16 protein-coding genes and 1 tRNA gene are annotated in these 14036 nt (G+C 31.0%); 10 read left to right on the plus strand and 7 right to left on the minus strand.

Annotated features, from left to right (window positions below; genetic code table 11):
- Positions 1 to 2: 2 nt before the first annotated feature.
- Positions 3 to 485 (minus strand): methyl-coenzyme M reductase operon protein D, encoded by a 483-nt coding sequence (mcrD, locus tag JH146_RS03800; protein WP_048201759.1) that lies wholly within the window; start codon positions 483 to 485, stop codon positions 3 to 5.
- 281 nt (positions 486 to 766) lie between these two features.
- Between mcrD and JH146_RS03805 the strand changes: the two genes are divergently transcribed.
- The 4 genes from JH146_RS03805 to JH146_RS03820 are packed head-to-tail and all read left to right on the plus strand — an operon-like array spanning position 767 to position 2933.
- Positions 767 to 1558, plus strand: coding sequence for a translation initiation factor IF-2 subunit alpha (locus JH146_RS03805; RefSeq protein WP_048201760.1), 792 nt, complete (start codon positions 767 to 769; stop codon positions 1556 to 1558).
- A 9-nt stretch (positions 1559 to 1567) separates the two neighbouring features.
- A complete protein-coding gene (locus tag JH146_RS03810; protein WP_048201761.1) occupies positions 1568 to 1741 on the plus strand; it encodes an RNA-protein complex protein Nop10 in 174 nt (57 codons plus the stop codon).
- 42 nt (positions 1742 to 1783) lie between these two features.
- On the plus strand, positions 1784 to 2461 hold the full coding sequence (gene arfB, locus JH146_RS03815; RefSeq protein ID WP_048201762.1) for a 2-amino-5-formylamino-6-ribosylaminopyrimidin-4(3H)-one 5'-monophosphate deformylase: 678 nt from the start codon (positions 1784 to 1786) through the stop codon (positions 2459 to 2461).
- Between the two features lie 4 nt (positions 2462 to 2465).
- Positions 2466 to 2933 carry a methanogenesis marker 9 domain-containing protein gene (locus tag JH146_RS03820; RefSeq protein ID WP_048201763.1) on the plus strand — a complete coding sequence of 156 codons (468 nt, stop codon included), beginning with the start codon at positions 2466 to 2468 and terminating at the stop codon, positions 2931 to 2933.
- On the opposite strand, the gene JH146_RS03825 is transcribed toward JH146_RS03820, so the two are convergent.
- The gene (locus JH146_RS03825) at positions 2930 to 3841 is read right to left on the minus strand and encodes a hypothetical protein (RefSeq protein ID WP_048201764.1); all 912 of its coding nucleotides are present in this window, start codon (positions 3839 to 3841) and stop codon (positions 2930 to 2932) included. The genes JH146_RS03820 and JH146_RS03825 overlap by 4 nt on opposite strands.
- A gap of 21 nt (positions 3842 to 3862) precedes the next feature.
- A tRNA-Sec gene (locus tag JH146_RS03830) sits at positions 3863 to 3951 on the minus strand.
- Between the two features lie 195 nt (positions 3952 to 4146).
- Here JH146_RS03830 and cdhD point away from each other — a divergent pair.
- Together cdhD and acsC are read left to right on the plus strand one after the other, a co-directional pair.
- Positions 4147 to 5367, plus strand: a complete 1221-nt coding sequence (cdhD, locus tag JH146_RS03835) for a CO dehydrogenase/acetyl-CoA synthase subunit delta (protein WP_081874464.1) — start codon at positions 4147 to 4149, stop codon at positions 5365 to 5367.
- 42 nt (positions 5368 to 5409) lie between these two features.
- Positions 5410 to 6882, plus strand: coding sequence for an acetyl-CoA decarbonylase/synthase complex subunit gamma (gene acsC, locus JH146_RS03840; protein WP_048201766.1), 1473 nt, complete (start codon positions 5410 to 5412; stop codon positions 6880 to 6882).
- Here acsC and JH146_RS03845 read toward each other — a convergent pair whose 3' ends face one another.
- Together JH146_RS03845 and JH146_RS03850 are read right to left on the minus strand one after the other, a co-directional pair.
- On the minus strand, positions 6883 to 8010 hold the full coding sequence (locus tag JH146_RS03845) for a pyridoxal phosphate-dependent aminotransferase (RefSeq protein ID WP_048201767.1): 1128 nt from the start codon (positions 8008 to 8010) through the stop codon (positions 6883 to 6885).
- A gap of 12 nt (positions 8011 to 8022) precedes the next feature.
- Positions 8023 to 8742 (minus strand): nucleotidyltransferase domain-containing protein, encoded by a 720-nt coding sequence (locus JH146_RS03850; protein ID WP_236953687.1) that lies wholly within the window; start codon positions 8740 to 8742, stop codon positions 8023 to 8025.
- Between the two features lie 139 nt (positions 8743 to 8881).
- Here JH146_RS03850 and selD point away from each other — a divergent pair, with 139 nt between their 5' ends.
- From selD to serB, 4 genes are all read left to right on the plus strand, one after another.
- The gene (gene selD / locus JH146_RS03855) at positions 8882 to 9931 is read left to right on the plus strand and encodes a selenide, water dikinase SelD (RefSeq protein WP_081874465.1); all 1050 of its coding nucleotides are present in this window, start codon (positions 8882 to 8884) and stop codon (positions 9929 to 9931) included.
- 277 nt (positions 9932 to 10208) lie between these two features.
- Entirely contained in the window at positions 10209 to 10937 is a 729-nt protein-coding gene (purC, locus tag JH146_RS03860; protein ID WP_048201770.1) for a phosphoribosylaminoimidazolesuccinocarboxamide synthase, read from the plus strand.
- 24 nt (positions 10938 to 10961) lie between these two features.
- A complete protein-coding gene (gene purS / locus JH146_RS03865; protein WP_048201771.1) occupies positions 10962 to 11213 on the plus strand; it encodes a phosphoribosylformylglycinamidine synthase subunit PurS in 252 nt (83 codons plus the stop codon).
- 65 nt (positions 11214 to 11278) lie between these two features.
- Positions 11279 to 11914, plus strand: a complete 636-nt coding sequence (serB, locus tag JH146_RS03870; RefSeq protein ID WP_048201772.1) for a phosphoserine phosphatase SerB — start codon at positions 11279 to 11281, stop codon at positions 11912 to 11914.
- A 30-nt stretch (positions 11915 to 11944) separates the two neighbouring features.
- Here the strand turns inward: serB and JH146_RS03875 are convergent, their stop codons facing one another.
- Positions 11945 to 12952, minus strand: a complete 1008-nt coding sequence (locus JH146_RS03875; protein ID WP_048201773.1) for a UPF0104 family protein — start codon at positions 12950 to 12952, stop codon at positions 11945 to 11947.
- The gene (gene aksF, locus JH146_RS03880; protein ID WP_173400812.1) at positions 12949 to 13995 is read right to left on the minus strand and encodes a homoisocitrate dehydrogenase; all 1047 of its coding nucleotides are present in this window, start codon (positions 13993 to 13995) and stop codon (positions 12949 to 12951) included. The genes JH146_RS03875 and aksF overlap by 4 nt, the downstream gene beginning before the upstream one ends.
- Positions 13996 to 14036 lie beyond the last annotated feature (41 nt).

Genomic DNA, 14036 nt, shown 5'->3' on the forward strand with positions numbered 1-14036 from the left:
ATTTATTTTATCATCTTTACAGAATCCTTTAATCTTGCTGATGTATCTACCATACCAATTAATCTTGGGTCTATTCCGCTAACATCCCCATATTTTAGATAATCAGTTACAGTTGGCTTTATTTTAGTGAACGCCCCAACGTATATATCATATCCAAATGGGAAATTTCTCTTACATATTTCTTCAATACCATCCATAATTTTTTCAAGTTTTTCCCCTTCAACTGTTATAATTATTTCCCCAACTTTAACTTTTAATTCCATCTCTTCGCCTTTAACCTTAATAACTTTTCTATCTTGGTGATTTACAGGCAAACCTCTTGCAGGACCAAATGGAACTGTCTTAGGTAAAGGCTGTCCATGAACTATTACTCTAACAATCCCATCCAAATCATAAATCTCATTTAACACTTTTTCTGTTGTCTCTGCTTTCAAATACCTGTGTGGGAATATTTTTATATCAACAACTTTTATTTCTTCACTCATAAACTTCACCTCATTTTTCATAACCCTACTATTTTCCTTAACCTTTATAATACTTTCGATAAATTCGGTATTACTTTAAGGAAATTAAAAATCTAAATTTTATTATCTAAATTCATAAATATGAAAATTTATATGTAAGGGAAACTTGGAAATAAACCTAAGTAATATATATCTCTTAAACTCAAATAATGAAAAAGCAAATTTACCAATTCAATCTTTTTATATTACTACATTATAATTAATTTTAAAGAAACAGAATCTAATTTTATGAGGTGTTTGTTATGAGAAGGGAATTTCCTGAAGAAGGAGATATAGTTATAGGGACTGTAAAGGATGTCAAACCTTATGGGGCATTTGTAGAACTCTTAGAATATCCAGGAAAAGAGGGAATGATTCATATCTCTGAGGTTACATCAGGATGGGTTAAAAATATTAGAGACCACGTTAAAGTCGGGCAGAGGGTTGTTGCAAAAGTTTTAAGAGTAGATGAAAAAAAAGGACATATTGATTTATCTTTAAAGAGGGTTACTGAACAGCAAAAAAGAGCAAAAGTCCAAGAATGGAAAAGGTTCCAAAGAGCTTCAAAGATGCTTGAAAGAGCCGCTGAAAAATTAGGTAAAAGCTTAGAAGAAGCATGGGAAGAGGTTGGATACTTATTGGAGGATGAGTTTGGAGAGTTATACAATGCCTTTGAAACAATGGTTATTGAAGGAAAAGAGGTTTTAGATGATTTAGATATTAGTGAAGAATGGAAAAATGTTTTGTATGAGGTTGCTAAAGAGAGCATTGAATTAACAAATGTTGAAGTTGAAGGAGTTATTGAGATGAAATCCTATGCTCCAGATGGCATTAAGCAGATAAAGAAGGCATTAACAACAGCTTTAAAAGCCAACCCTTATGAGGACGTTGAAGTTAAAATAACCTACATTGGGGCACCAAAGTATAGGGTTGTTGTTATAGCTCCAGATTACAAGAGTGGAGAGGAGGTTTTAAAGAAGGTTTGTGAGAAAGCCGTAGAAACAATCAAAAAACTTGGTGGAGAAGGAAGCTATTACAAAGAGAGTAAGAAGTAAGGGATAAAGATGAGAATGAAAAAATGCCCGAAATGTGGAACTTACACTTTAAAAGACATCTGCCCAAAGTGTGGAGAAAAAACTGCAATTCCAAAACCACCAAAATTTTCTTTAGAGGATAGATGGGGAAAATATAGGAGGATGTTAAAGAGAGCTTTAAAAAATAAAAATAAGGCAGAATAATTTTTCTTTTTTTATATTAAAATTTTATATTTCTGGGATAGTATGCTACTTAGATTATCATCAGGTAATATATTGAATGAAAAAGTCCATAAAGTAGGAATTATAGCCCTTGGTTCGTTCTTAGAAAATCATGGAGCTGTTTTGCCAATAGACACTGATATAAAAATAGCTTCATACATTGCTTTAAAGGCATCTATTTTAACTGGAGCTAAGTTTTTGGGAGTTGTTATTCCATCAACTGAATATGAGTATGTTAAACATGGCATTCACAACAAACCAGAGGATGTTTATAGCTATTTGAGGTTTTTGATAAATGAGGGTAAGAAAATTGGTGTAGAGAAGTTTTTGATAGTTAATTGTCATGGAGGAAACGTCTTAGTTGAAAGTTTTTTAAAAGATTTAGAATATGAGTTTGGAGTAAAGGTAGAGATGATAAATATAACATTCACTCATGCTTCAACAGAGGAAGTTTCTGTTGGTTATGTAATTGGCATAGCTAAAGCTGATGAAGAAACTTTGAAAGAGCATAACAACTTTGAAAAATATCCTGAAGTTGGCATGGTTGGATTAAAAGAGGCGAGAAAAAATAATAAAGCCATAAATGAAGAGGCAGAAGTTGTTGAAAGATTTGGAATTAAATTGGATAAAAAACTTGGAGAGAAAATTTTGAATAATGCAATAGAAAAAGTTATTGAAAAAATAAAAGAAATGATAAGGTGAAACTATGGGTTGGGATAATGCCCCATCTCACATCTGCAGAGGAGGAGATTTAAGAGGTTTGGCTTTTTGCTGTCCCCCAATAAAATACTGTCCTATCCATAAAGCATTAGCCGTATTAAAAATGTCGCCAGAAGAGTTTATAAAAATAAAAGAAGATTTTGGGAAAAGAACAAAGCTTGGTTTAGGAAGTAATACATGCTTTGGTAGTTTAGTGTGGTGCTGTAAAATAACAAAACCTTGCCCTTATAGGGATTATGAACTTGCTAAAAACAACATAAGTCCTGATGAATACATGGAGCTAAAAAAAGAGCTTGCTAAGGAAATTATAAAAAATAGCCAGTTTTTTAAAGAGGCGGTTGATGTTTTTATTAAGAAGGGCATTCCAAAAGATATTGCTGAAAAATGTATCTTAGAGACAGGAGATTTAAAGAAAGCTTATGAATTGGCTATAAAAATGATAGATAAAGATTAAGATAATGAGATTTTGTTTTCCTGAAATGCCTTAAACATGTTATATTCATCTTTTGATAACTTATAAATATAATATTTAACATCCTCAACTATACACATACTTTTTAGTAATCTATAACTCTTTTCCCCATCATAATTATTTAAAAATGCATATACTGGCTTTCCTTCCTTAGCTACTATATATCCTTCTTCACTACCTTCAATTTTAATCAAACATGTACCATTAGATAAAGCATCAATCAATGAAGCATTTTCTAAGATTATTGGTTCTTTTGATAATATTACTTTTTTAACTATATCATTAATTGATTCCCCAAAGAACAAAACTCCATCAGGGTATTTCCTCTTTAAAGAATTTAATTCTTCATTGGATATGTTTTCAATCTTTGCAATTATCTCACTAACAGCAAAGGTTGTTTTTAACTTACTAATCGCTCTTTTTCCAAACAATATTTTTTTTCCAAAATATACTGCAAAAACCTCTTTTTTATTTTTATAAACAACAACTGCTTTTTCATTTTTGAATCTTTTTGGCATAAAAATAACTTTATCAGTAGAAGTTAAATATTTATATACATCATTATAAGAATTTAAAATAACCTCGTTCTCAAAAACCAAACTAAGTTTTGAAATCTCAACAATAGACTCATCTGGTTTAAAGTTTTTTAAAGCAGATTTTATTTCCTCTTCACTACCTTCATAAATTTCTATCAAAAATTCATCTGGAATTTGTGAAAATATTTCCTCTAAACTTTTTTCTCTACCATTTAACTTTGATGAGATAAGTTTTGAGTTAATATAGTATAAAAGAGCATTGTCTATCCTAATAATTCCTGTAAAATCAGCTAATCCAGAAATAATTTCCTTTAAATCATCAACTTTTCCAAATTTTGAATACACTTTTTCCATAATCTCACAAAAAAATAATGACGGCGCAGGGGGGGAATCGAACCCCGAGGGCATTCGCCCTCGACGGATCTGAAGTCCGCCCCGGGCTACCAAGCCCGGTACCCCGCGCCACGTTAATAGGCAATTATATTAATAGACAGCAGGAATATTTAAAGGTTATTCACGTAAAGATATAATATACATATTAACGAAATTAATGACTAAATAAAGTAAAATATTCTTTATTTTTTACAAATTTTCCTTTAAAAAATTGAAATAATAATATTTATATATGAAGTTTGGCAATAACTTAATCTTAATCTATAATGATTTATAATGACAAATTAGGTGATGCTATGGATTTAAATGCTTTGATAAAAATCATTGAAAAAGTTGGAAGAATTGAAATTGAAAACATAACAATTACAGCAGATGAATTAATCATAAATATCCCATCAGCTCCACCAATAGTTATCCCTCAAACACCATCAATAAAAGAGAAATTGGTTGAAGAAGGAATTATAGAAATTAAAGATGTTCCAGAGTTAGATTGGGAACCTCCAGTTGAGAAATATCCTGGATACATAAGAGAAGTCCAATTTGGAAAACCAAAATCAGAGGGTGGAAGAGGAAAGGTCGTAAAGATTGGTGGGCAAAAAGCTTTATACAGATTTGAAGAGCCACAACCAAACCCTCCAGTTGTTACATTTGATATATTTGATATTCCAATGCCTGGGTTACCAAAACCAATTAGAGAGTTTTTCCAAGATGTGATGGAAGACCCTTGCGAATGGGCAAAGAAGTGTGTTAAAGAATTTGGAGCAGATATGATAACAATCCACCACATCTCAACAGACCCAAAAATTAAAGATAAAAGTCCAAAAGAGGCAGCAAAATTAATGGAAGATTTATTACAAGCTGTTGATGTTCCATTTGTTATTGGAGGTAGTGGAAACCCTCAAAAAGACCCGTTAGTTTTAGAGGCATGTGCTGAAGTTGCAGAAGGAGATAGATGTTTATTAGCATCAGCAAACTTAGAATTGGATTATAAAAAGATAGTTGATGCAGCTATGAAATACGACCATAATGTATTAGCATGGAGTATTATGGACCCAAATATGGCGAGAGATTTAAATAGAAAGTTAGTTGAAGCTGGTTTAGACCCAAATAGAATAGTTATGGACCCAACAACATGTGCTTTAGGTTATGGGATAGAGTTTTCAATTAATGCAATGACAAGATTGAGATTGAATGGATTGAAAGGGGATGAGTTAGTTAATATGCCAATGTCCTCTGGAACAACAAACGCTATTGGAGCAAGAGAAGCATGGATGAACAATCCTGAATGGGGACCGAGAGAGTATAGACTCCCACTATGGGAAATAACTACTGGAATTACAATGATGATGTGTGGTGTTGATTTGTTCATGATGCTTAACCCAATATCAGTGAAAACATTGAAAGAGATTGGAAAAACACTAACAACTAAGCCAGGAGAAGTTAAGCTAAACACAAATAACTATGAGTGGATTACAGCAAAAGCATAAAATTGTAATTAAATTGTAATTATTAATTTAAAGGTGATTAAAATGGCAAAAAAAGTTAGTGCAATGGATATCTATAAGTTATTGCCAAAAACAAACTGTAAAAAATGTGGGCAACCATCATGTATGGCATTTGCTACAAAATTGTTAGAGAAAGAGGCGAGTGTTGACCAGTGTCCTATTCTAAATACTCCAAAATTTGAAGAAAATAGAAAGAAACTTATAGAGCTTATATCCCCACCTGTAAAAGAAGTGTGGTTTGGAAATGATGAGAAAAAGGCAGTTATGGGTGGAGATGAAGTAATGTATAGATATCAGCTATCATTCTTCAACCCAACACCAATTGGTATTGATATAAGTGATGAGTTAAGTGAAGAAGAAATTAAGAATAAAGCTAAAGAAATAGAGAATTTTGCATTTGAAAGAACTGGAGAAAAGCTAAAATTGGACTTTATTGTTATAAGAAATGCTTCTGGAGATGTTGAGAAATTCAAAAAAGCTATAGAGATAGTAGAAAAAGAAACAAAAATGCCTATTTGTATTGCTTCATTAAATCCGGAGGTTATAAAAGAAGCTTTAAAAGTAATTAAATCAAAACCAATGGTTTATGCTGCAACAAAAGATACATTAAATGATTTCATAAAAGTCATTAAAGAGCTTAAAAAAGAAAAGGATGTTGTTTTGGTTTTATCATCAAATAACGTTAAAGATTTAAAAAATATGGCTGCAAAGTGCTTAGCTAATGGTATTGAAGATTTAGTTTTAGAACCTCACACTTACCCAGAAAATATTGCTGAAACATTAGATTTAAATGTAATGATTAGGAGAAGTGCAATAGAAAGAGGAGACAAATACTTAGGATTCCCAATATTAAATTTACCAATTAACGCTTATTATTACGCTTTAAAAAATGAATGTCCAATTTCTGGATTCTTTGATGATAAAGAAGTTATTGCTAAGATGTTTGAAGCAACTATTGCCAACACATTAATGAATAGATATGCAGATGCTTTAATTATGCACGGAACAGATGTTTGGGAATTAATGCCTGTATTAACATTGAGACAATGTATCTATACCGACCCAAGAAAACCACAAGCAGTTGAACCTGGATTATATCCAATTGGCAATCCAGATGAAAACAGCCCAGTTATATTAACAACAAACTTCTCATTAACATTCTATACAGTTACTGGAGACTTTGAGAAAGATAATGTTACCTGCTGGTTATTAGTAATGGATACTGGAGGAAAGGCTGTTGATGTCTCAGTTGCAGGAGGGCAATATAATGGAGAGAATGCTAAAAAATTAATTGAAGAGACAGGAATTGCTGATAAAGTTAGCCATAGAATATTAATTTTACCAGCATTGGCTGCATCAACAAGAGGAGATATTGAAGATAAAACTGGATGGACTTGTATTGTTGGAACAAGAGATTCATCTCAAGTTGGTGACTTCTTAAGGAAAAACTGGGATAAAATATTAAAAGAGTGGAAAGAAAAGAATCAAACCGCATAATTACTCAAAAATCTTTTTTATAATCTCTAATGCTTTTTCTATATCTTCATATTTTGTAGCATAACTAAATCTAATATAATTAGCTCCATTTTCACCAAATGCAATCCCTGGAACACATAGAACTTTATTTTCAATTAATTTTTTAGCAACTTCTACACCATCTCCATACTCGGATACATCTGGGAAGATATAAAATGCTCCATCAGGTTTATTAACTCTAAAAATATCCTTTAGTCCATTATAAATTAAATCCCTCCTCCTTTTAAATTCATTAACCATCTCTTCAACACATTTTTGACTTCCTTTTAGAGCGGCTAAAGCACCATATTGAGCAAAGGTTGTAGCACAGGCAAAGCTGTATTGATGGATTTTTATCATATTGTTGATTAAATCCAACTCTTTATTTAGTTCATCAGAAACAGCTAAATAACCAATTCTCCAGCCAGTCATAGCATAGGTTTTAGAAAATCCATTAATTAATATACACCTATCAGTAAATTCCATTGGTGAGTAGTGTTTTTTATCATAAATAATCTTATCATAAACCTCATCTGAAACAATAATTAAATTATAATCTTCAGCTATCTCCGCCAAGCCCTTTATTGTTTCTTTATCATAGACTTTTCCAGTAGGGTTTGCTGGAGAGTTAAAGATTATTAATTTTGTTTTTTTAGTAATTGATTCTTTAACTTGCTCTAAATCAATATCAAAATTTTCATCTAAATTTATACTTTTAATCTTCCCTTCAGCAAACTCTGTTAATGAAAAATAAGATACAAAAGATGGATTTGGGATTAAAACCTCATCCCCCTTATCAACCAAAGTCATGATAGAAAGCATTAATGCCTCTGAAGCCCCGCAAGTAACAATAATATTGTCTTTATCAACATCTAAATTATAATCTCTCTTTAATTTATTACTTATCTCTTCTCTAAGCTCTGGAATTCCATTGTTTGGAGAGTAATGAGTTTTTCCTTCATCCAATGCTTTTTTTGCTTCCTCAATAATATGTTTTGGTGTATCAAAATCTGGCTCACCTATTCCCAAATTTATACAGTCAGATGTTGCTAAATTAAATATCTCTCTAATTGCAGATGGTTTTATATTTTTACACCTATTGCTTATCATTTTCTCACATCCTTAAATTTTGAAGTTCTCAAAATATAATTTTTTATAAAGCTCAATTGCCTTAATCTTTGTAGTTTCTGATGGATTATCTCTTATATTGGAATTTTTATAATTCTCATCCAATAATAAATCCAATTCACAAAAATGATTTTTTATCTTCTCCTTATATTGCTCATCAACAGATTTTTTATCTATTTTGCATTGAAACAGATAATTTACAATCTCTTCATCATAGCAATCTAAGCATTTAAATGAATTAAAATTTAGCTTAAATTCTCCTCTCTCTAAGCATAAAATACCTTGATAATAAGCTCTCAAAATATATAAAAGTGTCTTTGGATTTTTATAATTCTCTTTCTCACATGATTTTTGAAGATGTTTAATAAATCCGTTCCAGTGATGATAGAGCTTTTTGCAAATGCAATTGTGAGCTATTTCCTTAACATCTTCATGGTATTTTGAAGAATACAAAACCCTATCAGATAAAGCTATCTCAATAAAGTTAGCATTTGGCTTTAATAACTCTCTTAAAAACTTTCCAAGCTCAAAACTAACAAAATCACACTTTCCGAATATTTTATTTATAACTTCCCCTTCTTTACTTTTATATAGGCAGTTTTTAACAAATATCTCTCTGTCTAAGATATGCACGCCCCTAACATCTACATCACTTGGATTTGGGATGCCATATAAATCACTACCGGAAATAACAACAAATATTGGGATTTCCATAATCATCTCCATGCTATTAACTTTTTAATAACTCAAAGGTTATTAGAAATTCTAATTGGTAGTATTTTATAGCCTATCAAATTTATTAATAATTTGAGTATCGATTATGTTTATAAATTTATAATTTTTAGGTGAGAGTATGGAAAAGGCTAATGAGAAAATAAAATTAACTGAATTAGTTAAATTGCATGGATGAGCTTGCAAACTGCCCAGCACCGAGTTAGAGTCTTTAGTTAAAGGAATAGTTACTGATGATGATTTATCAGACAAAAATATTTTGGTTGGTTTGGGGGATGATGCATCAATAATTAAAAGAAACGGGTTGGTTATAGCAAAGACAGTTGATGTTTTCACACCAATTGTTGACGACCCCTATATACAAGGAAAGATTGCTGCTTGCAATTCAACAAGCGACATCTATGCTATGGGATTATTGGATATAGTAGGTGTTTTAGCAATAGTGGGAATTCCTGAAAAACTTCCAATACATATAGTTAGAGAGATGTTAAAGGGGTTTCAAGATTTTTGTAGAGAGAACAAAACATCAATTGTTGGTGGGCATACTATACTAAACCCATGGCCTCTAATTGGAGGGGCAGTTACAGGTGTTGGGAGAGAGGAAGAGATTTTAACAAAAGGTGGAGCTAAAGAAGGAGATATTTTAATATTAACAAAACCATTAGGAACTCAAACAGCGATGGCATTATCAAGAATTCCAGAGGAATTTAAAGATTTAATCAACATTGCTGAGGAGGAAGAAAAATACATTATAGATAAAGCAATAGAGATAATGACAACATCAAATAGATATGGATTAATGGCTTTAAGAAAAGCAGAAGAAAGAGTTGGAGATAAAATAGCAAATGCTTTAACAGATATTACTGGATTTGGTATATTAGGGCATTCAAATGAAGTAGCCAAAAACAGTAACGTTTTGATAGAAATTACTTCACTACCCTGCATAAAAAAGACGCCTGAGTTGAGTAGATTATTTGGCCATGCATTATTGGATGGATATGGAGCTGAAACTGCAGGAGGATTGTTAATATCGGCAAAAAAAGAATATAAAGATGATCTAATTGATGAGTTAGAGAAAGCTAAATGTTGTGCGTTTGAAGTTGGTAGGGTTGTGAAAAAAGGTGAAGGAAAAGCAGTTTTAAGTAAAGATGTTGAAATAGTTGAGGTCTAACTCGGTGCTGGGCAGGTATTATGGGACTTTTGCAGGAATAAATGTTCTATTGAATATAAACTGCGAGAGTCCTTAATATTAAAAACGTCCCTGCCGATGTGCCGAACCCTTTAAGGGAGGCACATCGAAGATAGCTGATTTTTTATTCCCATTTTTGACTAAATTTTTTATACCACTACTTTAATTAAACTATTTTACCTAAAAGTATAAAAATTAAATGAAAAATTTAAAATTAAGATTTAAGGTTATAACTCAATAAACTTCCTTGGGTGAAAGTATGGAAATAAAATTGGAAGAAATTTTAAAAAATCAGCCATTATACAGTGGAAAAGCAAAGTCAATCTATGAGATTGATGATGATAAAGTTTTGATAGAGTTTAGAGATGATATAACAGCAGGAAATGGAGCTAAGCATGATATTAAAGAGAATAAAGGATATTTAAACGCTTTAATCTCATCAAAGTTATTTGAAGTTTTAGAAGAAAATGGAGTAAAGACTCACTACATAAAGTATATAGAACCAAGATATATGATAGCTAAAAAAGTTGAGATTGTACCAATAGAGGTTATAGTTAGAAATATCGCCGCTGGAAGCTTATGCAGAAGATATCCTTTTGAAGAAGGGAAAGAATTGCCTTTCCCAATTGTTCAATTTGACTACAAAAATGATGAGTATGGAGACCCAATGTTAAATGAAGATATTGCTGTAGCTTTAGGTTTAGCTACAAGAGAGGAGTTAAATAAGATTAAAGAAATTGCTTTAAAGGTTAATGAAATATTAAAGAAATTGTTTGATGAGAAGGGCATTATATTAGTTGACTTCAAAATTGAAATTGGTAGAGATAAAGATGGCAATTTATTGGTTGCAGATGAGATAAGCCCAGACACTATGAGATTGTGGGATAAGGAGACAAGAGATGTATTAGATAAAGATGTATTTAGAAAGGATTTAGGGGATGTTATTGCAAAATACAGAATTGTCGCTGAGAGATTAGGCTTATTATAAACAATAAAATTTTTGGTGAAACTTATGTATAAGGCAACAGTTACAATAAAGTTAAAAAAAGGAGTTTTAAACCCAGAAGGAAGAACAATACAGAGGGCATTAAACTTTTTAGGCTTTAATGATGTTAAAGAAGTTCAAACATACAAGATGATTGATATAATTATGGAAGGAGAGAGTGAGGAGAAAGTTAGAGAAGAAGTTGAAGAGATGTGTAAAAAGTTATTAGCAAATCCAGTAATTCATGATTATGAGATAAAAGTTGAGAAGATTGAATAATTAATCTTATTAAACTTTTTTATTAAAATTTACTTAATTTTAAAATTTTTAAAGTTGGTGATTGAATGGAGAAGAAGAAAAAGCTTATTTTATTTGATTTTGATAGCACATTAGTTAATAATGAGACAATTGATGAGATTGCAAGAGAAGCAGGAGTTGAGGAAGAGGTTAAGAAGATAACAAAAGAAGCTATGGAAGGAAAATTAAATTTTGAGCAATCTTTAAGAAAAAGAGTCAGTTTATTAAAAGACCTTCCAATTGAAAAGGTTGAAAAAGCTATTGAAAGAATAACACCAACAGAAGGGGCAGAGGAAACAATTAAAGAACTAAAAAATAGAGGTTATGTTGTTGCTGTTGTTAGTGGAGGTTTTGATATTGCTGTTAATAAAATTAAAGAAAAATTAGGATTAGATTACGCTTTTGCAAATAGGTTAATTGTTAAAGATGGAAAACTAACTGGAGAAGTTGACGGAGAAGTTTTAAAAGAAAATGCTAAGGGAGAAATTTTAGAGAAGATAGCTAAAATTGAAGGAATAAAATTGGAAGATACTGTTGCTGTAGGAGATGGAGCTAATGATATAAGCATGTTTAAAAAAGCTGGTTTGAAGATAGCTTTTTGTGCTAAACCTATTTTAAAAGAGAAAGCAGATATTTGTATAGAGAAGAGAGATTTGAGGGAGATTTTGAAGTATATTAAGTAAAAACGCTCATCCAAAATTAAAGAGGAGGTATTATTTTGCTTTTTTCTTATCAATCTCTTTTTTTATAATTAACATAGCAATGTAACCAAGGATTGTTGGAATTATATAAGATACAAATCTATCCAATAAGGTAACTGCTGCAGCTACTGAGGGAGGAATTTTAAAAGCAGAAAAAGAGAGAATCATTACTGTATCTGCTGTTCCAAAACCACTGGGAGTTATGGATAAAACACCAGATAAAAGAGTTATTAAATATACTGTGGCTACACTCACAATAGAGACGATATAAGGCAGAGATAAAAATAACAGCCACAACTTTAGGATATCAAGGACATACCACCCAACAGATAAAATTATGGCAATATAGACTTCCCTACCTCTTTTATTTTTAAAAAATTTCATACTGTTGTAGAATTCATCAATAGATTTTAGTATTTTTTCTTCATCGTAATTGTATGAGCAGTATTTGCAAATAAACTTTGATATTTTTGTAACCGTCTTAATTAGAAGTTCTTTATTTGCTATTAAATAGATAATTACTGCAGTTAGTAAAAACAGAAAAATCCATGAGAGGATTAAATATTCAAGATACTCAAACCCAGTAACTACAAAGTATCCAATCACAAATAATGTGAAAAATAAAAATATGGCTGTATCTAAAACCCTTTCAACAACAACTGTAGAAAATGCCAAACCTTTCGGAATCTTTTCAAGTTTTGATAAGTAATAAGCTCTAAACGCCTCTCCTCCTCCCCTCATAGAAGGGGTGATATTATTAATAAACAGCCCCATCAAAACAAGTAAAAAGATGTTTTTAATCGATGCTTTGTATCCCAAAATTTTTGTTATATATCCCCATCTTACAGCCAATAGTAATGAAATAACCATCTGCAGAATAATTGCCAATATTATATAGATTGGATTTGCACTAATTAATATTTGGAATATTTCGTATATTCCAATATACGCCATTAAAATTAATATAAAAGCAATGCTAAGGATAAAAAGAATAGAAGATTTGGTAATTTTTATTTTCATTCATATCCCTTTAATTTATTTCTGATATATTTCAAGATTTCATCTCCAACATCTTTTGTCTTTAAATCTCCTCCCAAATCTGGAGTAACTTTTTTATTTATTAGACAGTATTTTATAGCTTCTCTAATCAAATCTCCTTTTTCTTTCTCTCCAATATAATCAAATAGCATAGCAACACTTAAAATAGATGCCATTGGATTTGCTATACCTTCTCCAGCTATATCTGGAGCTGAACCATGAACTGGCTCAAATAATGCTTTATTTTCACCAATATTAGCTGATGGAGCTAATCCAAGCCCTCCAACTAATGCAGATGCTTCATCTGATAAAATATCCCCAAACATGTTTGTTGTAACAATAACATCAAACTTTTCAGGATTTTTTATTAAATTCATAGCTGTTGAATCTACTAAATAATCATCTGCCTCTATTTCATAATGTTTTTTTATTTCATTAAATACCTCTAAGAATAAGCCATCGGTAACTCTTAAGACGTTTGCCTTATGTATGCAAGATACCTTTTTTCTATTATTTTTTATTGCATATTCAAATGCAAATCTTATTATTCTCTCACTACCTTTTCTTGTTATAACTCTCTCAGCTACTGCCATTTCATTTTCTAACTTCTCCCTCCCAACATATAAATCTTCTGTATTTTCTCTAATAATTACAATATCAATATTTTTAACATTTAAGAATTCATAATCTGCAATTCTCCCAATTAACTGCCCAACTCCAAAGTTGTTAATTGGTCTAACATTAGCGTATAAATCAAATAATTTTCTTAGAGTTATTATTGGACTCCTATAATTTTTAACTTCTCCAGGTTTTGGTGATGTTATAGCACCAAATAAAATAACATCTGCTTCTTTAGCTTTCTCTATTGTTTCTTCAGGTAATGCATCCCCATATTTTTTTAAGCATTCTAATCCAGCTTCTCCTTCTATTATTTCAAAATCTCCAAGCTCATTTAATATTTTCACAGCTTCTGGAACTACTTCTTTGCCAATACCATCTCCTTCTATAACACATACCTTTATCATAGACAGCACCAAAAACTTTTATAGCTTGAAGATATTTTTAA

It is taken from the genome of Methanocaldococcus bathoardescens, from assembly GCF_000739065.1.
GTDB classification, from domain to species: domain Archaea; phylum AGJL01; class Methanococci; order Methanococcales; family Methanocaldococcaceae; genus Methanocaldococcus; species Methanocaldococcus bathoardescens.